Origin of the sequence: Pseudomonas sp. NFACC39-1 (assembly GCF_900110355.1) — a bacterium.
In the GTDB taxonomy this organism is placed as follows: Bacteria; Pseudomonadota; Gammaproteobacteria; order Pseudomonadales; family Pseudomonadaceae; genus Aquipseudomonas; species Aquipseudomonas tehranensis.
Genome location: NZ_FODL01000009.1, coordinates 143,718 through 161,711, shown reverse-complemented (window position 1 = coordinate 161,711; position 17,994 = coordinate 143,718). Strand labels below are relative to the sequence as shown.

General features: G+C 60.6%; 16 protein-coding genes and 1 tRNA gene. 5 read left to right on the top strand and 12 right to left on the bottom strand.

Going from position 1 to position 17,994, the window contains the following annotated elements:
* Nucleotides 1-108: 108 nt before the first annotated feature.
* Nucleotides 109-1,680 (bottom strand): sensor domain-containing diguanylate cyclase, encoded by a 1,572-nt coding sequence (locus BMY45_RS19935; protein WP_092400540.1) that lies wholly within the window; start codon nucleotides 1,678-1,680, stop codon nucleotides 109-111.
* Between the two features lie 207 nt (nucleotides 1,681-1,887).
* On the bottom strand, nucleotides 1,888-2,319 hold the full coding sequence (gene arsN2, locus BMY45_RS19930) for an arsenic resistance N-acetyltransferase ArsN2 (RefSeq protein ID WP_092400538.1): 432 nt from the start codon (nucleotides 2,317-2,319) through the stop codon (nucleotides 1,888-1,890).
* A gap of 192 nt (nucleotides 2,320-2,511) precedes the next feature.
* Between arsN2 and BMY45_RS19925 the strand changes: the two genes are divergently transcribed.
* Nucleotides 2,512-3,663: a mechanosensitive ion channel family protein gene (locus BMY45_RS19925; RefSeq protein ID WP_092400691.1), complete on the top strand. Its 1,152-nt coding sequence runs from the start codon at nucleotides 2,512-2,514 to the stop codon at nucleotides 3,661-3,663.
* Nucleotides 3,664-3,749: 86 nt separating this feature from the next.
* Here BMY45_RS19925 and BMY45_RS19920 read toward each other — a convergent pair whose 3' ends face one another.
* From BMY45_RS19920 to BMY45_RS19905, 4 genes are all read right to left on the bottom strand, one after another.
* Nucleotides 3,750-3,998: a hypothetical protein gene (locus BMY45_RS19920; RefSeq protein WP_177193373.1), complete on the bottom strand. Its 249-nt coding sequence runs from the start codon at nucleotides 3,996-3,998 to the stop codon at nucleotides 3,750-3,752.
* 158 nt (nucleotides 3,999-4,156) lie between these two features.
* Nucleotides 4,157-5,044 (bottom strand): LysR family transcriptional regulator, encoded by an 888-nt coding sequence (locus tag BMY45_RS19915; RefSeq protein WP_092400536.1) that lies wholly within the window; start codon nucleotides 5,042-5,044, stop codon nucleotides 4,157-4,159.
* A 4-nt stretch (nucleotides 5,045-5,048) separates the two neighbouring features.
* On the bottom strand, nucleotides 5,049-5,735 hold the full coding sequence (locus tag BMY45_RS19910) for a cysteine hydrolase family protein (protein ID WP_092400534.1): 687 nt from the start codon (nucleotides 5,733-5,735) through the stop codon (nucleotides 5,049-5,051).
* Nucleotides 5,736-5,858: 123 nt separating this feature from the next.
* On the bottom strand, nucleotides 5,859-6,944 hold the full coding sequence (locus BMY45_RS19905; protein ID WP_092400532.1) for a diguanylate cyclase: 1,086 nt from the start codon (nucleotides 6,942-6,944) through the stop codon (nucleotides 5,859-5,861).
* A gap of 361 nt (nucleotides 6,945-7,305) precedes the next feature.
* On the opposite strand from BMY45_RS19905, the gene BMY45_RS19900 reads away from it, so the two are divergent.
* The 3 genes from BMY45_RS19900 (at nucleotide 7,306) to BMY45_RS19890 (ending at nucleotide 10,503) form a co-directional block, all read left to right on the top strand.
* Nucleotides 7,306-8,235: an alpha/beta fold hydrolase gene (locus BMY45_RS19900; RefSeq protein ID WP_092400530.1), complete on the top strand. Its 930-nt coding sequence runs from the start codon at nucleotides 7,306-7,308 to the stop codon at nucleotides 8,233-8,235.
* Nucleotides 8,236-8,377: 142 nt separating this feature from the next.
* A complete protein-coding gene (locus BMY45_RS19895; RefSeq protein WP_092400528.1) occupies nucleotides 8,378-9,754 on the top strand; it encodes a 2-oxoadipate dioxygenase/decarboxylase HglS in 1,377 nt (458 codons plus the stop codon).
* 230 nt (nucleotides 9,755-9,984) lie between these two features.
* Nucleotides 9,985-10,503 (top strand): Hcp family type VI secretion system effector, encoded by a 519-nt coding sequence (locus tag BMY45_RS19890; RefSeq protein WP_047228526.1) that lies wholly within the window; start codon nucleotides 9,985-9,987, stop codon nucleotides 10,501-10,503.
* A 433-nt stretch (nucleotides 10,504-10,936) separates the two neighbouring features.
* Here the strand turns inward: BMY45_RS19890 and BMY45_RS28210 are convergent, their stop codons facing one another.
* The 5 genes from BMY45_RS28210 to BMY45_RS19870 form a co-directional block, all read right to left on the bottom strand.
* The gene (locus BMY45_RS28210; protein WP_177193372.1) at nucleotides 10,937-11,107 is read right to left on the bottom strand and encodes a hypothetical protein; all 171 of its coding nucleotides are present in this window, start codon (nucleotides 11,105-11,107) and stop codon (nucleotides 10,937-10,939) included.
* A gap of 31 nt (nucleotides 11,108-11,138) precedes the next feature.
* On the bottom strand, nucleotides 11,139-11,381 hold the full coding sequence (locus BMY45_RS19885; protein WP_047228527.1) for a hypothetical protein: 243 nt from the start codon (nucleotides 11,379-11,381) through the stop codon (nucleotides 11,139-11,141).
* Nucleotides 11,382-11,446: 65 nt separating this feature from the next.
* Entirely contained in the window at nucleotides 11,447-12,520 is a 1,074-nt protein-coding gene (locus tag BMY45_RS19880) for a lipocalin-like domain-containing protein (protein WP_092400526.1), read from the bottom strand.
* Nucleotides 12,510-14,981 (bottom strand): ABC transporter permease, encoded by a 2,472-nt coding sequence (locus BMY45_RS19875; RefSeq protein WP_177193371.1) that lies wholly within the window; start codon nucleotides 14,979-14,981, stop codon nucleotides 12,510-12,512. Before BMY45_RS19875 ends, BMY45_RS19880 begins: the two co-directional genes overlap by 11 nt.
* The gene (locus BMY45_RS19870; RefSeq protein WP_092400521.1) at nucleotides 14,978-15,646 is read right to left on the bottom strand and encodes an ABC transporter ATP-binding protein; all 669 of its coding nucleotides are present in this window, start codon (nucleotides 15,644-15,646) and stop codon (nucleotides 14,978-14,980) included. Before BMY45_RS19870 ends, BMY45_RS19875 begins: the two co-directional genes overlap by 4 nt.
* Nucleotides 15,647-15,895: 249 nt before the next feature.
* On the opposite strand from BMY45_RS19870, the gene BMY45_RS19865 reads away from it, so the two are divergent.
* Nucleotides 15,896-17,815 (top strand): acyltransferase family protein, encoded by a 1,920-nt coding sequence (locus tag BMY45_RS19865; protein ID WP_092400519.1) that lies wholly within the window; start codon nucleotides 15,896-15,898, stop codon nucleotides 17,813-17,815.
* 83 nt (nucleotides 17,816-17,898) lie between these two features.
* On the opposite strand, the gene BMY45_RS19860 is transcribed toward BMY45_RS19865, so the two are convergent.
* Nucleotides 17,899-17,994: transfer RNA gene (locus tag BMY45_RS19860), tRNA-Sec, on the bottom strand.

The following is a 17,994-nucleotide window of genomic DNA, read 5'->3' as shown; positions in this document are numbered from 1 at the left end:
CGGTTGGCAAGCCCCCAAGATTTGAGACGAGGCCTGCACATCATTGCCATTTCGCTGGCCAAGTGCCTGAACAATTGACCGTGACAAGCCGCCGATGATTCCACGATTTCAACGATCCGAGCGCGCCAGCGTATCAAACCCGTCTTCCATCGATAGCGCCGCCACTCGATTGCGTCCGCTGTGCTTGGCCTGATAAAGCGCCGCGTCGGCCCGCTGGAGGAACACTTCAATGCTGTCCAGACTGCTGGGCACGAACGCGTAGCAGCCCAGGCTCACCGTCAAGTAGCCGGTAGGAGAGCCGGCATGGGTGATGTGTTGGTCGATGACGCTGCGGCGGATCTGCTCGGCCAGGGCCAAGGCCCCTTGCAGGTTGGTATCGGGCAGCAGCACCGCGAACTCCTCGCCGCCATAGCGCACGGCAAGGTCAGCCTTGCGATGACAGCAACCCTTGAGCACCTTCGCCATTTCTGCCAGGCAATGATCCCCGGCCACGTGGCCATAGGTGTCGTTGTAACGCTTGAAGAAATCGATATCGAGCATGATCAGGCTCAAGGGGCTGCGCTGGCGGGCGCCCCGGCCGAACTCGATGTCCAGGGCCCGCTCGAACAGCCGACGGTTCGCAAGCCCGGTCAGGCTGTCATGGGTGGCAATCAGCTCCAACGCCTCCTGGGCCTTGCGCAGGTCCGCTTCGATCCGTTCGCTGTTGCGCAACTGGCGCACGAATACCCAGCCGAACAGGCAGATGCCCACCACCACCAACGCTACGATGAGACTGGATTTGAAGGCCCTGTCGTGCCACCCCGCCAGGATCGCCTGTTCGGACATCGCGGCGGTGACCACCAGCGGATAGGCCTCTAAATGCTGGTGGTCATAGAGCCTGAGGATGCCATCGGCAGCGGAACGGATGGTCGCGGTGCCGGCGCTGTCGCTGTACGGCTCATGCTGAAAGACGGGTTCCTCGGCCAGGGATCGACCGATTTTCGCCTCGTCGAAGGGTCGCCGGGCCAGCAAGGTCCCGTCTGACAAGGCCAGGACCATTTCGTCTTGGTCAGCGAGGCTGAAGCTTTCGAAGAATTGATCGAAGTACGACATCTTGATCCCGGCCAACAATACGCCCTGGAAGTTGCCGTCCTGATCATTCAAGCGCCGCGACACCGGGATGATCCAGTCACCATTTTGTCGACTGCGGATCGCCGGCCCGATATGAGCGGTCAGGGCGGTGTTCTGCTGATGGAAAGTAAAGTAGTCCCGATCTGCTACCCCTGGGCCCCTGTGCAGTTGTTCAAAGGACGTAATGACCCAATGACCGTGCTTGTCGAACAGAAACAGGCCATGCAATTGCTCCAGTGACTGCACGCGCCGGGCGAAGGTTTTCTGCAGACGTGGTTGCAGCGCCGGACCGAAACCGTCGCTTTCTATCCAGTCCGCCAGGCTGGTCAGGACCAAGTCTGTCTGCTGGAAGGTGTCCTGAGCCTGTTGGGCCATGGCCCGGGTGAGGTTCGCTGAGGCGGTGCGCGCCGACTCCAGGTCGTAGCGACGAGACTGTTCCAGTTGCAAAAAAAGCAGGCCACACAGGCACAGGCAGACCGCCGCGATAAACGCCACCGCTGCCTTGAGCAACGGCAGGCGCTTGAGGGCACCACCGGGGACATGGAACGGATCAAAATTGGGGATAGGCAAGCGAATTCCTGAGGGGGGCAAAGCATGAGCGAAACCCTCAAAGCCCCCAATATTCGTGAGCTTAGCCTACCGCTTGGGGGGGCGGCAATTTGCCGGTGTGGCGTAGCCGATGGGTGGCTCAATGGATCCAAAATCCTGCGCATCGCCCTGTCAAATTCGCCCATTCAGGCAGGGTAATTCGAGTCCAGGAATTAGCCACACAGGCCACTAAACGAGGCGTTTGCTCAGGTAGGTCGCCGAGGCCGGGCACAATGACTTGAATTGGGCTGTTTGGCTGATCGACATTGGCGCCAGCGCACGGTCACGCGCCTGATATCCCTGGGCGACAAAAAACGCGGCGGCGCTGTCAGTGAGCAAGTGAAAGCGTTCCGCGCCCTGGTTTTTCGCAAAGTCTTCCAGAGCGACCAGCATCGCTGCACCTATGCCGCGCCCCCGCAGTCCCTCAGGGACCACCAAAGAGCGTAACAATCGGTCCGCGCCCTCCCCCTCGATCCCGCCAAACGCCGCCTGAGCGTCTGCTTGCCTGAAGCTGAAAAAACGTCGGCCCTGCTGGTTCAGGTCGTCCACTGGCAGACCCGCCAGGATCAGCGCCTGGCGCAACGGCTCCAGCTCCTCATTACTCAGTTCGGTCATGTGCATGGCATTGCTCTGGCAGAGGTTCTGCACAGAAAACTACGCCGCCAGCACCCTCGTACGCAACTGCTCGCGGAGAACAAAATTGAACGGCCCGTGCTTTGCGCGAACTAACCAGGTTCATGCCCTGCCCAGGTTCTCACACCAAAGTCGGCAAGGGCCAAAACCTGAACAGCAATGGCACAGGTGACCGTTCACATGGACTCAAGCTCTCTCCAATTCCTTACCGACACCCAATTACTCGGCATTTCCATCGCCAACTGGCTCCTGGCCCTGGGCGTGATGGTGGTGAGTTTTATCATCGTCAGGGCCGGTATCGGCTTGCTGTTGAGAAAAGTGCAGGCCCGGGCACAGAAACCCGATGCGTATGTCAGCCACATCGCCGTCGAGGTACTGTCCAGCACCAGCAATACGCTGTTGTTACTGGCCTCCATCCTCATTGGTATCGGCGTCCTGGACCTGCCGGAGCGTTGGCTTGACCGGGTCAGCAGCCTCTGGTTCGTGGTCGCAGCCTTGCAGGTGGGGCTGTGGGCCAATCGGGCAATCGCCCTGGCGTTGCTGCATTACTTCGCCCGCCACAGCCACTCCGACATCCATCAGAAAAGTGCCTTGGCCACCCTGAGCCTGTGGGGCGCGAAGGTGTTTCTCTGGGCCGTGGTGCTCCTGGCGATGCTCTCCAATCTGGGCGTGAACATCACCGCCTTTATCGCCAGCCTCGGGGTCGGTGGTATCGCCGTGGCACTGGCGGTGCAGAACATCCTCGGTGATCTGTTCGCCTCGCTGTCCATCGCCGTGGACAAACCGTTCGAGGTCGGCGACTTCATTGTCGTGGGTTCCCTGGCCGGCACCGTGGAACATGTCGGCTTGAAAACCACGCGGATCCGCAGCCTGGGTGGCGAACAAATCGTGATGGCCAATGCCGGAATGATCAGCACCACCATTCAGAACTACAAACGACTTCAGGAGCGACGCATCGTCTTTGAATTCGCCCTGCCCCATGACTGCTCGACAGAACAGCTAAGGCAAGTGCCGGTGATCGTCGAAAACATTATCAAGGCTCAGGAAAAGACCCGCTTCGACCGCTCGCACTTTCGTGGTTTCGGCGAGAGCGCACTGGAATTCGAAACGGTGTACATCGTGCTGGACCCCAGCTACAACGTTTACATGGATGTCCAACAAGCGATCAATCTGGGCATGATGGAAGAATTCGCCAGAATCGGTGTGCGGTTTGCGATCCCGGCCCGTACCGTTCATGTCGCCTCGCTGCCCGATACGCAGGGGCAAACGTCCAAGGAAAATGCTCACAAGACCTCGCTGGAAGCCGCGCCTGAGTATCGATCGCAGCATTAATATCCAATCTCACAGTCAGCACTTGCCCTGTGGGAGCGAAGCTTGCTCGCGATGAGGGCGGACACGCAAATGGACGCCCACTCGTATCAAATAAACCTGACAGACCGCCGATTGAGCAGCGCATTGGAGCCGGTCTCAATCGCCGACGACCGGTTCTCCACTGGAGGTTTCCCCACGAGCAGGCTCAACGCGTTGTCGATCTCGTCGGCCGCCCCTTGTGCATACTGTGCGTTTGCCCAGCCCCAGTGGTGTTCAAACATCAACCCGCCCACCGCCTGAGCGCACAGTTCATCACTGCTTACACCCATCTTTCCCGCCGCAGCGATCACGGCCATAAGGGCTTGTTCCAACTGACAAATTCGCTCGGTAGACACACTGACCCACTCGATAGGTAACGAGTGCCTAGCCTACCAATATATCAATGTGCCACCAACCGGAGGCGCTCAACGGTCATTCCTCACATCGTTACAAGATTTCCATGCTTCGAGGAGCATCAGCTTCTGCTGCCGTAATACTGCGCCATGTAATCCACGAACACTCGAACCTTGGCCGGCAAATTCCGCGCATGCGGGTAAAGCGCATAGTAGTGCCGCTCCCCAAGCGTGTACTGCGGCAGAATCCGCACCAGTCTTCCCGTCAGCAGGTCATCCTGCACCGTCGCCAAGGTAAACGCGGCAATGCCCCCGCCCGCCAGAGCGCAGGCGTGCAAGGCGGTGATGGTGTCCGTATGAAAGCTGCTGGCGCAATCCACCGTGCTCGACTCCCCTGCTTCCCCCACCAGCACCCACTGCGTGGCCGAGGCATACGTCAGCAGCCGATGGTCGTTGAGTTCAGCAACCTCGCGAGGCAGCCCACGCTTGAAGACATAGGCCGGTGCCGCCACCAGCACCAGCGGCGAAACGCTGAGCAAGCGCGCAACAAGACTGCTGTCGGCCAGCGGCCCGCAAATCCGTAACGCTACATCGAACCCATCGGCCACCAGATCGACAAGCGGATCCGAGCAGGACAGATCGATCTGGATGTCCGGATAACGTGCCTCAAATGCCGGCAACCAACGGGCCAGCTCCAGCGTACCGATCACCAGCGGGGCACTGATGCGAAGCAGCCCCGAGGGCCGTTCCTGTTCCAGGGTCACCGCCTGGGACGCGGCATCGACGCGATCCAGAATATCCACGCAAGCAGCGTAATAGCGTTCGCCTGCTGCCGTAAGGCTCATGCGCCGGGTATTGCGATGGATCAGACGCACGCCCAGCGCGGACTCCAATTGCTGCAAGTTGCGCGACACCGACGAGTGAGTGGTGTCCAGCCGCTCGGCCGCGGCAGAAAACCCCTGAGCCTCCACGATGCAGCGAAACACGCGCATGGCGAGCATCTGATTCATATTTTCAGCGTACCGGCAGCTTGATGATTTGGGCGGTGGTCATCACATCACCGAAAGTATCCTCGACCTCGGCCAGTGCGGCCTTGTGCAAGGTGTCCTTGTCGATCGCTTCGCCACTGACCCGGGTGATCGCACGGGTAGCCGATGCATCGGAGGCGACCAACACATTGTAGCCAAGCGGCGCCGCATCACGGGCAGCACCGGCCACGCAGGCGTGGGTCATCAGACCGGAGATGATCAGGTTTTCGATACCCGCGCTCTTCAAACGCTTGTCCAGGTCGGTACTGCCGAAGACGCTTACAGTGGTCTTTTGCAAAACAACATCCTGAGCCCGGGGCTGCATGTCCGGGTGGAATTTCACCGTTTCGCCACCCTCGGCAAACACCGCCGAACCGGCCGGCGCAATGTGCTGGATATGGAACACCGGCATGTGGTGGTCATCGGCGAAGTCAATCAGTTCGCGGGTGTTGGCCAAGGCAGCGGCACCGTCAGGGATGGGCATTTTGCCGGTGAAATATTCGTTCTGAAAATCGATGACCAGTAACGCGGTTTTACCGGCCGGGAGTTGGCTGACCGGTGCCGCGCCGGCCATGGCGCGAATGGTGGGATGGGTATCAGCCAGTGCGCCGGCGCTGGCGACAATACCGGAGAACGCACAGGCGGCGAGCAAACGACGGGTGAAACGTTGCATAAGGGATTCCTTCATGGGTGGTTGAGTGAAGAAATCCTAGGGGGAGCGTTCAGGCGGGAACACAGTGCGGCCGGAACAGAACTTGTTTGTTTTTCGCACAAATCCACCGCTTCAGAGGGTGGGTCAGAAGGAAACGGCCGGCTCCTCCAACATCTGGCACTGCCGATGACACACAACCCGATTGCGTCCGCCGGTCTTGGCCTGGTAAAGCGCCTGGTCGGCGTCGTTGAGCCAGAAAGTCGCGTCGCCATAGGCCGGGTTGAAGGCCGCCAGGCCAATGCTCAGCGTGACTTTTAGCGCAGGGACCTGCTCGCACCCAAGCAGGGCGAATCGCTCACGCAGGCTCTCCATGGCGAGCACGGCATTGTGCAACGTCAGGTCCGGCAGAATCACGCCGAACTCGTCCCCCCCGTAACGCCCCACAACGTCGGCGGCCCGCAGGTTTTGCCTGAGCATCTTGCCGAGCTGACGCAACACCATGTCGCCGGCGCCATGGCCATAGGTGTCATTGATGGCTTTGAAGTGGTCGATGTCCAGCAGCGCAATCACGCCGTGACCTGTCCCATCGTGTGGCTGTCGCAGGCAGCGCTGGAATTCTTCATTGAGCCGGTCCTTCCAGGCCCCGTGATTAAGCAGACCGGTCAGGCTGTCGGTACGACTCAGGGCCAACAACTCGCGTTTTTGCCGGCCCAGGGCGTCAGTCTGGCGAAAACAGATCCAACCCAACGCCAGCGGATAGATGCACAACAGCGGCAAACTGGCGTAGAGCTGCGCCGAGCTGGTCATGGGCACACTGGTCAACGGGAAGATGGCGGTGCCCAGGGCGATGCCCGCTATTTTCACTGCCGCCCCGGCGAACATAAAACGCAAGCCGCCGATGGAGACGTTGTTCATCGCCATCATCGCCAGCGTAACGGCCGTGGGCAGTGGATTGAATTGCATCGCCGCGACCCAGAAACCGCCAAGAAAGGCGTCGATCAGCAAGTTGCGGCGTTCGGCCTGGAACGGCAGGGCCGCGCGACGGGCCCATTGATAGGCCACATGCGGCCATATCAGGCCGTTGAAAAGCATGGCTCCCCAGACCCAGGGTGCCGGGTCGAGGGGATAGACCGCGACACTCACCAGCAACAACCCCAGCGCCAAGCCCAGGATTCGTGAGGTGTAAAGCCTCCTGGCCAATGACAGTCCCTTTCGTCCCGTTTTGTGCATAGAGACCTCTATACCGAGGACTTCCCGGGTTGTGGGATAGGGTAGTTTGAAGTCTATCAGGGCAACATCAAATAGCCACCAACGATGAAGGGATATTTATTCCCCTTCAAATGCACGGCGCTGTTCGGATTTTGGCTATACATGACAAAGGGAATCGGCAACCCACCACCAGGAGGCCCATGCGCAGCTATCAGGCGTTGATCATCGGCAGTAGGCAAATCCGGTGGCTGTCACAGCTGGTATCAAAGCAAAAGCGGCCACGTCGTCGCGATGTTCCCCGGTTTCAGCTTCACTTATCACTATCTGACTCGTCGGCTGCGGTTGGCCGATCACATTCTGTCCTGACCCTGGAGGGCAAAGCATGTTGGTGTTGTGGGTAGTCCTCGCCGTGTTCATCGCCTGGAGCTGGCTGACGTATCCAGGCATCGGCCATGTGCTGTACGACATGGGCATGGCCCTGGAGGCGCGTCTGTACCGACTGCACAAGATCACGGTGCCCATCAGCGAGATGACCGTGTCGACCTGGCAAGGCGGGCCCTACGAAGCGTCCGGCAGCATATTGATGCTGCACGGCTACAGCGCCGACAAAAACCTCTGGCTGCGTTTTGCCCGGCATTTTGTCAGCGACTACCGGGTGGTGATTCCTGACCTGGCTGGTCATGGCGAAACCGGCTTCAAGGCCGGCGGCGGTTATGACATTCCGACCCAGGCCCGGCGGGTGATCGAACTGCTGGATGCCTGCGGCCTGGACAAGGTCCATGTGATCGGCAACTCCATGGGCGGTCATCTCGCCGCCTGGCTGGCGGCGACTTCCCCGGAACGGATACTCACCCTGGCCCTGATCGACCCGGCCGGCGTCACCGCGCCCGAACCCAGCGACATGGAGCGGCATCTGGCAGCCGGCCACAACCCGTTCCTGGTGCGCTCGCGGGACGACTTCGCTCCTTTCTACGCGATGACGATGGCATCGCCGCCGTGGGTCCCGAGTGTGGTGCTGGCGGCGCTGGCCGAGCGTTATGAGCAACGCCGGGATGAACTGGAAGAGATCTTCGTGGATTTTCGCGCCAGCCCGCCGATGGAGCCGCGCCTGCCCGACATCCGCGCGCCTTCGCTGCTGCTCTGGGGTCGCAAGGACCGGCTGATCGACGTCAGCAGCGTGCCCGTGTGGAGCAAGGGCATCGCCGACTTGCGTGTGGAAATCTGGGATGGGGTCGGCCACATGCCCATGGTCGAACGCCCCGGGAGAACCGCCGCGCTGTATCGCGATTTTCTCAAGGGCCTGGGCCAATGACCTTGATGCCGCTGAGCCACGGTGAAGTGGGCGGATCAGTCCCTGACAGAATGAAGTCCTGAAGATTCTTCGTTTGTCGACGCTGGTGAAGGCTGCGATCTTTCCTCCCACTTTCCCACAGCTTGCGCCAGGAATTCTCACAATGAGCTTCGTCAGTCCCGACCTGATCCGCCAACGCTTCTCCAAGGCGATGTCCGACATGTACCGCGACGAGGTGCCGCTGTACGGGGCACTGATGAATCTGGTGGAACAGACCAATGCCCAGGTGCTGGTCAACGACCCGCACTTGGCCGAACACCTGCGCAGTACCGGCGAACTCCAGCGCCTGGACCTGGAGCGCCACGGCGCGATCCGTGTCGGCACCGCCGCAGAACTGGCAACCCTGGGGCGTCTGTTCGCGGTCATGGGCATGCACCCGGTGGGCTACTACGACCTCACGCCCGCCGGGGTGCCTGTGCATTCCACGGCCTTTCGAGCCGTGCATGAAAGCGCCTTGCAGGTCAGCCCATTCCGGGTGTTTACCTCGTTGCTGCGTCTGGAGCTGATCGAAAACACCGAGCTGCGGGCCTTTGCCGAATCGGTACTGAACAAGCGCCAGATCTTCACCGCCACAGCGCTCCAGCTCATCGACCTCGCCGAACGCCAAGGTGGTCTGACCCAACCACAGGCTGATGACTTCGTCCTGCAGGCCCTGGAAACCTTTCGTTGGCACCACAGCGCCACCGTCACGGCCGAGCAATATCGGCAACTGAGCGCCCAGCATCGGCTGATCGCCGACGTGGTGGCTTTCAAGGGCCCGCACATCAATCACCTGACGCCACGCACCCTGGACATCGACATCGTTCAGGCCCAGATGCCCGTGCACGGCATCACCCCCAAGGCAGTCGTCGAAGGCCCGCCCCGTCGGCATTGCCCGATCCTGCTGCGCCAGACCAGCTTCAAAGCGCTCGACGAACCTGTAGCGTTCACCGACCAGCCCCAATCCCAAGGCAGCCACAGCGCCCGCTTCGGCGAAATCGAGCAACGGGGCGCCGCCCTGACCCCGAAAGGTCGTGCACTCTACGATCAGTTGCTGAACGCCGCTCGGGATGCGCTGGGGGAATTTCCCAACGAAGCCAACGCCGAACGCTATAACGCACTGATGACCGAACATTTTGCCCAGTTTCCTGACGACCACGATGAGCTGCGTCGGCAGGCACTGGCGTACTTTCGCTATTTCGTGACGCCAAAGGGCCTCGCTGCCAAAGGCACGATCAAGCAACCGGCCTCGCTGGAACACTTGCTGGAAGCGCAATACCTGCGCGCCGAACCCTTGGTGTACGAGGACTTCCTGCCAGTGAGCGCCGCTGGCATCTTCCAGTCGAACCTCGGCGATGCAGCCCAAATTCACTACGCCGGACAGTCCAATCGCCAGGCATTCGAGCAAGCGCTGGGACAACCGACCATCGATGAGCTGCAGCTGTATGCCGAAACGCAACAGCGCTCCATGGATGAGTGCATGTCCGCCTTGGGAATGTAGGAAAAAACCGAAAGCCGAATGCGTAAGAAATTGCGCGTCCGGCCTGCCAACTACGCAACTACTCGCGCGCATACCTCTGTACCCGGAGCGCTCATGGACCGGTTATTAATCCCAACTTATTGATATAAATAGTTTTTTTAGAAAATGGCATGGCTCTTGATAACCGTCAGGCCACCTGGGGACGATTCCTTTCCCAGGTCCCTTTAGTTATCCCGCAAGGAGAGCATCCATTGGCTACCCCCGCTTACATGTCCATCGAAGGCACCAAACAAGGTCTGATCACTGCCGGCGCGTTTACGGCCGACTCGGTGGGCAATACCTACCAGGAAGGTCATGAAGATCAAGTCATGGTGCAAGGCTTCGAACACCAGGTCATCATCCCCCGCGATCCTCAGTCGGGTCAGCCAACCGGCCAGCGCGTGCATAAACCCCTGGTCATCACCAAGGTGTTCGACAAGGCCTCGCCGCTGCTGCTGGCGGCCCTGACCTGTGGAGAACGCCTGACCAAAGTCGAGATCCAGTGGTACCGCACCTCGGCAGCCGGCACCCAGGAGCATTACTACACCACCACCCTGGAAGACGCGATCATCGTCGATATCAAGGACTACATGCTCAACTGTCAGGACCCGGCGAACGCGCACTTCACCCATCTGGAAGATGTGCACTTCACCTACCGCAAGATCACCTGGACCCACGAAGTCAGCGGCACGTCGGGCTCCGATGACTGGCGTTCACCAGTCGCCGGTTAATCGTCGATAGATATCGATTCAGGATGGTGTTCGCCCAGTGCGACGGCCTCGGCATTCCATGCACTGGTAAAGAGCCTGACACTGGGCGAACGGGCATAATAATAGTGGAACTTGCAAAATATGTGCGCGCGCTTGTTTAAATAATTATTTATCTTTAGTCGTAATTATTAATGCCCAATCAATCGCGTGACGAGCCAGCCCGTTCTCCTTAGGCCGCCCAGCAACCGCTGTTTTTTGGGTCGTTTGGCAGCCGGCACGAGCGGGCTCTCTTTCCACGAACTTCGCTAAACTCCAGTGCGCCTACAGAGCTATACAAACAGCTATACAAAATTCAACAGCAGTATAAAAAACATATCCGCTACGCCAAACAAGACCTGGCAAGTAAAAGCAGCATTAACAAGTGGGTCTTCAAGACCGCGCGATCTATCAATCCTCAGCCCTGTCGCGCGGTCTTTTGTGCATCCGTCTCCCCCGCTTCAGTATCGCCTTCCTGCTGTTTGCGTTTAGTCGGATCGTTGGGGCGCAGGGCGTCGTTGTCACGCTCCACCTCACCCGGCATCGCCGGCTCGTCTGGATTGTGCGACGTTTGATCACTGGGTTTCATGGCGAACTCCTTGATTTTTCGGGCCTGCGCGTCAGGCGTCAGGATCGGCGACTTCTTCAGCGACATTGGCGTCGGGGGAACGATGGTGCAGTTGCTCGGCCTTGGCCTTGAGTTCCTGCCACTGTGCCAGGTCGATAGCGCCCTGGCCGAACAGGTCATCGGCCACCCGCATCAGCTCGGTGAAATGGACGTCGGGCGACTGCTGCCAGTAGGTCTTGTCGTCGAACAAGCGCTGCCAGTCGGCCAACGAGGGAAGTGTGAGGTCATCGCTCATGACGGACTCCTCAGAGACATTCATAAGGTATGAGGGTCGACGTTCCCGGGGAGTTCCGGCGATTCTCAGTAGCCGGTCATTTCCAGGTAACCGTTGCCGCTGTGGCTGCCGCTCAGGTGCACCGGTCCTTCCCAATAGGGAATGCGCAGGTTCATCCAAGCGTTGGGGTTCAAGGCATCGGTGGTGATGTCGAGTCGCTTGCCGGGGATCCTGATCGTCCAGCGCACCGGCATCGAGCGCCCGGCAACCTCGGCGGTGTCCAGTGGTTCAAGGCTGATTTCATCGGCGTGCAAGGTCTGCGCCTGACCTTGGGCATCGATCCAGGTGCCCGTGAGGTATGGCGCCCCATCCTTGTGGCGCATGCGGTAGAGCATCACATGCTCGCCGCTGTCCAGGTGCAGGGAAAACCAGTCCCAGCCCGTCTGGTTGGCAGTCAGTGGCTGGCTGCTCCATTCGCGGTCGAGCCAGGCCGGGCCGCTGACCGTATAACGCTGGCCATCGATTTCCACATGGCCGCTGGCCTGGAAGAACGGTTGGCTGTAGTAGTACGACGCCTGGCCCTGTTCGGATTTCTGGCTGAACCCCTTATCGCCCTGCAGCACCAGCGGACGCGTCGACGTGAGGCGCAACTCATAACTGAAGTGTCGGTCACGGGCCTTGAGCTGCATGTCCGCCAATGGATCGGCCCCCAACGCTTGGGTAGCGAACCGCCAGTCATCGATCCAGGCGTCGAAAGGACTCGTCTGCACCCCCGCCTGGCCCACGCCGCCGCGGGCATAGCGCTCGGCGGCATGGTGGACGGCGCTGGAAGTGACCGCAGCATGAGCGAGCCAGATCGTCTGGTTGCGCCAGCCGCTGGCCTGGGGCACGGCGTTCAGGGCGCTGCGAAACAGTGTCCATTGCACACCGTAATCGCGGCCCTCGGCATCCTTGAGATTGGCAGTGACGTACCACCACTCGATGCGAAACCCCTCATGAACGCCATGATCGGCGGGAAAACTGAATACCCGCCCCGGCACCACGGGCATGAATGCGCCGACCTGCTCACCCAGACCGGCGAAGCCTTTTGGCGGCGGTTGCCGGTTGTCACAACCCCAGAGCAGCAGCGCCATCAGCATCAAGCCCAGTTTAATCTTCATGGGCAAAGGTCCTGAGCAAATCCGCCGGTTGCGTGCGGTACAACGCATACAGCGGCCAAGCCGACGCCAGCAGGGTGGCAAGCATCGCCAGACCCAGCAACTGCGCCAATTGCCACGGGAACACCCGCAACGGCAGGCGCCAGCCGAAGGCCTGCACATTGATCACCGCGTCCAGGCACCAGGCCAGGGCGATACCCAGTGGCAAGGCCAGCACCAGGGTCAATAGCGCCAACAGCCAGGTCTGGCCCAGATTGAGCAACATCAACTGCCGGCGCGTTACCCCCAGCGCCCACAGCGGCGCCAACTGACCGAGGCGGCTTTGGCTCTGGGTCAGCAGGCTGATGAACAGCGCCACCCCCGCCACCGCCAGCGTCAGGCTATTGAGGGCGGCGGTGGCGGCGAAGGTGCGTTCGAATACTTGCGTCGACCAGCCCTTGAGCCGGGCCTGATCGACAATTCGGCTGTCCTCCAGACGGAACCGGGCCTGCAAGGCCGTCAGCAGCGCCGGGATCGCGCTCGGTTCGATGCGCAGGTTGAAGCGGTTCGGCGTCAGTTGCGGCCAGTGCTTGAGCAAGTGGTCGGCATTGACCAGCACATGGCCCTTGGGGTTGCCGTAGTCGGCATAGATCCCGACAAGGCGCGGCGTCCAGGGCCCCTGGGGCGTCGCAATAGTCAATTGATCGCCAATGTTCACGTTGAGACGCCGGGCCAGCTGTTCGCTGAGCATCAACGTGTCACCCGCCGCCAGTTGCTCCCAAGGCTTGTCGGAAACCGATTCCAGCAACGGCCAATGCTGGCGATAGGCGCTGTGGTCGATGATGCCGTAGATGTCCGTCGACCAGCCTTGCAAAGGGATCGAGACCTGCCAGTTGGGCAATATCGTGGTGATCACCGGCTGCTCCTTGAGCCAGGTGTGCAGCTCACCCGCCTGGGCCGGGGTTTGCGGACTGATGTACAGCTCGGCGGTCAACCGTTGCTCGAGCCAGTCACTGAAAGTCTGGCGAAAACCGGCGGTCATGCTGCCGGCACCGATATTCGCCGCCAGTGCCAGTAGCAACGCCATCAGTGCCAGGCTCAGCGTCGGCAATTGCTGACGGCAGTCGGCGAGAAACCATTGCCCAAGTACCGAACGACTGCGGCGCAACAGCAACTTCAGCGCACCACTGAGCAACACCGGTAAGGCCAGGGCAGCGCCCAGCAACAACGCCGTCATCAAGACAAAACCGCTGCCCAGGCTGTCACCCCAGATCAACGCCGATACTGCGAGCAACCCCGCCAATGTCGCCACCCACCCCTGGCGCCGCAGCCAGCGGGCATGGGCCTGATGCCAGGCCTGGGGATTGGCCAGCGCCAACAACGGCAGACGCGCCGCCCGCAGCAAACTGTCGGCTCCGGCCAATAACGCACCGAGCAGGCTCAGGCCCACGCCGCTGAGCCACCACCACGGGCTGAGGTTCAGGTGGCCGGCCACTTCGGCGCCGTACAGGCCGCGCAGGCTCGCCGCGACATCGGGCAACAACAGGCTGGCCAGCCAGTAGCCGCTGAGCACCCCGGCGATTCCGCCGAGCAAGGCCAGCGCGCCCAGTTCAAGGGCCAGGCTGGCGACCAGCACCCGCGCACTGACGCCACAGGCCCGCAGGGTTCGCAGCAAGCTACGGCGTTGTTCCAGCGCCAGGCCAATGGCGGCGTGAACGATGAACAACCCCACCACGAAGGACAGCACCCCCAAGGCGGCGAGGTTCAGGTGAAAGCTTTCGGTCAGGCGTGACAGATTGTTTTCTTCATCGGCGTGCTTGAACTGCAGCCGGCCGTTGAACGCCGTCGGCAAGGGCGCGGTGAACGTGGCAGGCAATAGCAAACGCGACAGCTGGTCCGGCCGTCCAAGTACCTGCTGGGCGAAGCCGATGTCCATCAGCAGCACACCGGGCGCCATGTCCGCCTGGATAAGCAACGGCGGCAGGGATTGTCCATCGACCGTCCGGGGCCGATCACCCTCGCTCAGTCCCAAGGCCTGCAAGGTCTGCGCAGCGATCCAGGTGCGGCCAGGGTCAGTGAAAAACGCCACCACGTCTGCCATCTCCCGGACCTGCCCCGCCACTGCCGCTGCGGGGGGCAAAGACACCGGATCGATGCCCATTAACTGCAGGCGCTGATCCTCGTGCCCCTGCAGCGTCACCCGAGCCTGCAACACGGGGGACACCGGCCATCCCAGGCGACGCAGATCGACAAACCATCGTTGAGTGAAGGTGCCGCCGCCGGGCGCACTGAGGCTGGCCTGGGGTTCACCACCAATCAGCTGGCTGGCTCGAGCGTAACTGTCCCGAGCCTGACTGTTGAGCGCCTGCACACCGGTGAGCAGGCTGGTGGCGAGCCAGAGACCGGTCAGGACGCTGAAAAACTGCACAGGGTGCTGACGCCAATGGCTGAGCAAGGCCTTGAGCGTCTGGCGAAAAATCATCACCCTTGGGCCACCTGCGCCAGACGTCCGCCCTGCAATACCACCCGACGGCTCAGACGGGCTGCCACCCGGGGGCTGTGGGTCACCATCAGCAGGCTCGTCGGGCTGCCGTCCAGCAACTCCAGCAACAGTTGCAACACCTCGTCGCTGGTGGTTTCGTCGAGGCTACCGGTGGGCTCGTCAGCCAGCAACAAGGGCGGTCGCGAGGCCAGTGCCCGGCCCAATGCCACCCGTTGCTGCTGGCCGCCGGACAACTGTTCGGGATAGCGATGCAGCAGTTGCGAAAGGCCGAGCCGTTGCACCAGATGGGTCTGCCAGACAGGGTCATAGCGACCGCACAGACGCGCCTGGAACGCCAGATTATCCTCCACCGGCAAGCTACTGATGAGGTTGAACTGCTGGAACACCAGGCCGAGCTGTGTACGTCGCCAGCTCGCCAGTTGGCTTTCGCTCATGCCGTCGAGCCTGCGCTCGCCAAAGCGAATGCTGCCACGGTCGACCTTGTCCAAACCGGCAACCAGATGCAGCAAGGTGCTTTTCCCGCTGCCGGACTCCCCCATCAGCGCCAGGCTGTCGCCAGGGGCCAACGTCAGGTCGATACCTTGCAGCACCGGCAATGGCCCTTGCGGCGTGGGATAGCTCTTAAATACGTCGCGAACTTCAAGCATGAAAAGGCTCATGGGTAAACGTGAGGCTCAGGATAGCGGAGTTGGGTGACGGGGACAGATCAAGGATGCGCTCAGGCAACGGGCAAACACCGCTGGTCGTCTGCCTCGCCTTGTTTTGCCCGACGCCTTGCAAAGCATAAATTTCAAGCTATCAATCAATGACTAATACGTGCCGTTTACATGCAGTCGGCAAATTCGTCATAAACATGACGCACCTGGATTGCCTCCTATTCAAGGACGATCGCCGACATGCCTCAAACCCAATATCGCCTCGATATCGATGGGCTTCGCTGCATTGCAGTCCTGGCCGTACTCATCCATCACCTCAACGCCAACCTGCTGCCAGGCGGGTTCGTGGGGGTCGATATTTTTTTCGTCATCTCGGGTTACCTCATCACTTCCCAGGTGTTTTCCGAGATCAAGGGCAACGCCTTTTCGCTCAAACGCTTTTATCAGCGGCGCATCAATCGCATCGTGCCCGCACTCGCCATTGTGTTGTTGGCGAGCGTGATCGCAGGGGCCTTCATCCTTTCTCCAGCCGACCTGACGCGGCTCAACGTCAGTGCGCTGTTCTCCCTGCTGGGGGTCTCGAATATCTATATCTGGATGAAGTACGGAAACTATTTCGCCGCCGATGCCAGCGAGGCGCCGCTGCTGCATACCTGGTCCCTGGGGATTGAAGAGCAGTTCTACGTGATCTGGCCGCTGTTGATCCTGGTGCTCTATCGCTTTGCCCCGCGTTATATTCTGCCGGTATTGGGCGTCGGTATCGTGGCGGCAGTAGGGTTTTCCGCATATGCCACGAACGTCTTCGCCACGGCCTCCTATTACCTGCTGCCCACACGTTTTTTCGAACTCATGATGGGCGGAGCGCTGGGTATCTATCTTTATCAGCCACGTACACTCAGCAGGATAGAAGTGCTGGCTTATACAGCGGCGGGGTATGGACTGATTGTTTTTTCCTTGTTTGCCCTGAGCCGGGACACACCCTTCCCTGGTGTCAACGCTTTTATACCTTGCCTGGGGGCAGCGCTGCTGATTCTGGCCGGCAGCGGTGAGGCTCGCTCGCGCCTGCTGACCAACCGCCCCATGGTGTTCATAGGCCTGATTTCCTATTCGCTGTATTTATGGCACTGGCCGTTGATTGCCTACCTGAATTACCTGGGCATCGAGATAACCCTTTCTGTGGGCGTATCACTGGTGCTGGTGTCGATTCTGTTGTCCTGGTGGTCCTGGCGGTATGTCGAAATTCCCTTTCGGCGCTCTGGCGCGCAATTGCAGTTCCCTCGCGTACTGGTCCGGCGATTCATGGTCCCGGCCCTGGGGCTGGCCCTCCTGGCGACCTTGAGCCTGCAATGGAATGGCTTCCCACAGCGTTTTGCACCTGAAGTGTCGAGGCTCGAGGCCATGGCGCTGAGCAAACCGAACAGGCTTCGCAGCGGTTGCCATATGCCCAGTGCGCGGTACAGCGCCGAACCTGATCCGGCTTGCCGGCTCGGCGCACACAAAGAGCAACTGGACGGGATGCTGGTGGGTGACTCGTTCGCCAATCATTTCACGGGCATGGTCGATATCCTGGCCAAACCCAACGGCATCAGATTAATGGACTACACCCTGGACGCCTGCCCGCCGATTTTCGGCTATGTCACCGAGGTGTCCGAGGCGTATGGGGACCGTTGCATGGCGCGCAACGCCCGGGTGTTCGAGCTGATCAAGCAGAACCACTACCCATACGTCGTGCTGGCCGGCGCCTGGCCCAGGGATGCGTCGGCTGCGCAAATTATCGAAGCGAGCATCAAGCACGTGGCGAACAACACCGGTCAGGTCATCGTGATCCTGCGCAACCAGAACATCGACAATGCAGCGACCTGCCCCGTGCGCCGCTTGATGTTCGGCACCGATCGCCCATGCTCAGCCCCACTGGATATCACCGCGACGTATTGGGAAGGGATACGCGCCAGACTGCCCCAGGTGCGCTTTATCGACCCCAATCAAGTGATCTGCCCAGCGGGACTCTGCAGCCCGATCATTGACGGGCAGTTGTTGTACCGCGATGACGCACACTTGAACGATGTGGGCTCACGCTTCATCGGCCGCACATTGCGCGAGCTGGGATTCTCCCTGCTGCACGACCCGGCCCGACTCGGCCCAATCGCCGCAATCCAGTGAGCCCCTCGCAGGCTTGTGGGTATGCAAGATCTACGAACGACTCGCTTGCGCAGCGATTGCGCCTACCCCTGTGCTCTATCAAATGGCGGAAGGCAGCCGGAGTCGAACCTGCCCGGGAACGGATGCCGTCCCCAACCGGGTTTGAAGCCCGGCCGCGCCACCGGGCGCGATTGCCTTCC

Bases quoted from the DNA above. Each gene is read 5' to 3' on its own strand.
- BMY45_RS28210 (WP_177193372.1), bottom strand. From the start codon at position 11,107: ATGAAACCCAGTGATCAAACGTCGCACAATCCAGACGAGCCGGCGATG.
- BMY45_RS19925 (WP_092400691.1), top strand. From the start codon at position 2,512: ATGGACTCAAGCTCTCTCCAATTCCTTACCGACACCCAATTACTCGGC.
- BMY45_RS19905 (WP_092400532.1), bottom strand. From the start codon at position 6,944: ATGCACAAAACGGGACGAAAGGGACTGTCATTGGCCAGGAGGCTTTAC.
- BMY45_RS19910 (WP_092400534.1), bottom strand. From the start codon at position 5,735: ATGCAACGTTTCACCCGTCGTTTGCTCGCCGCCTGTGCGTTCTCCGGT.
- arsN2 (WP_092400538.1), bottom strand. From the start codon at position 2,319: ATGCACATGACCGAACTGAGTAATGAGGAGCTGGAGCCGTTGCGCCAG.
- BMY45_RS19920 (WP_177193373.1), bottom strand. From the start codon at position 3,998: ATGGCCGTGATCGCTGCGGCGGGAAAGATGGGTGTAAGCAGTGATGAA.
- BMY45_RS19915 (WP_092400536.1), bottom strand. From the start codon at position 5,044: ATGAATCAGATGCTCGCCATGCGCGTGTTTCGCTGCATCGTGGAGGCT.
- BMY45_RS19895 (WP_092400528.1), top strand. From the start codon at position 8,378: ATGAGCTTCGTCAGTCCCGACCTGATCCGCCAACGCTTCTCCAAGGCG.
- BMY45_RS19900 (WP_092400530.1), top strand. From the start codon at position 7,306: ATGTTGGTGTTGTGGGTAGTCCTCGCCGTGTTCATCGCCTGGAGCTGG.
- BMY45_RS19870 (WP_092400521.1), bottom strand. From the start codon at position 15,646: ATGCTTGAAGTTCGCGACGTATTTAAGAGCTATCCCACGCCGCAAGGG.
- BMY45_RS19880 (WP_092400526.1), bottom strand. From the start codon at position 12,520: ATGAAGATTAAACTGGGCTTGATGCTGATGGCGCTGCTGCTCTGGGGT.
- BMY45_RS19865 (WP_092400519.1), top strand. From the start codon at position 15,896: ATGCCTCAAACCCAATATCGCCTCGATATCGATGGGCTTCGCTGCATT.
- BMY45_RS19885 (WP_047228527.1), bottom strand. From the start codon at position 11,381: ATGAGCGATGACCTCACACTTCCCTCGTTGGCCGACTGGCAGCGCTTG.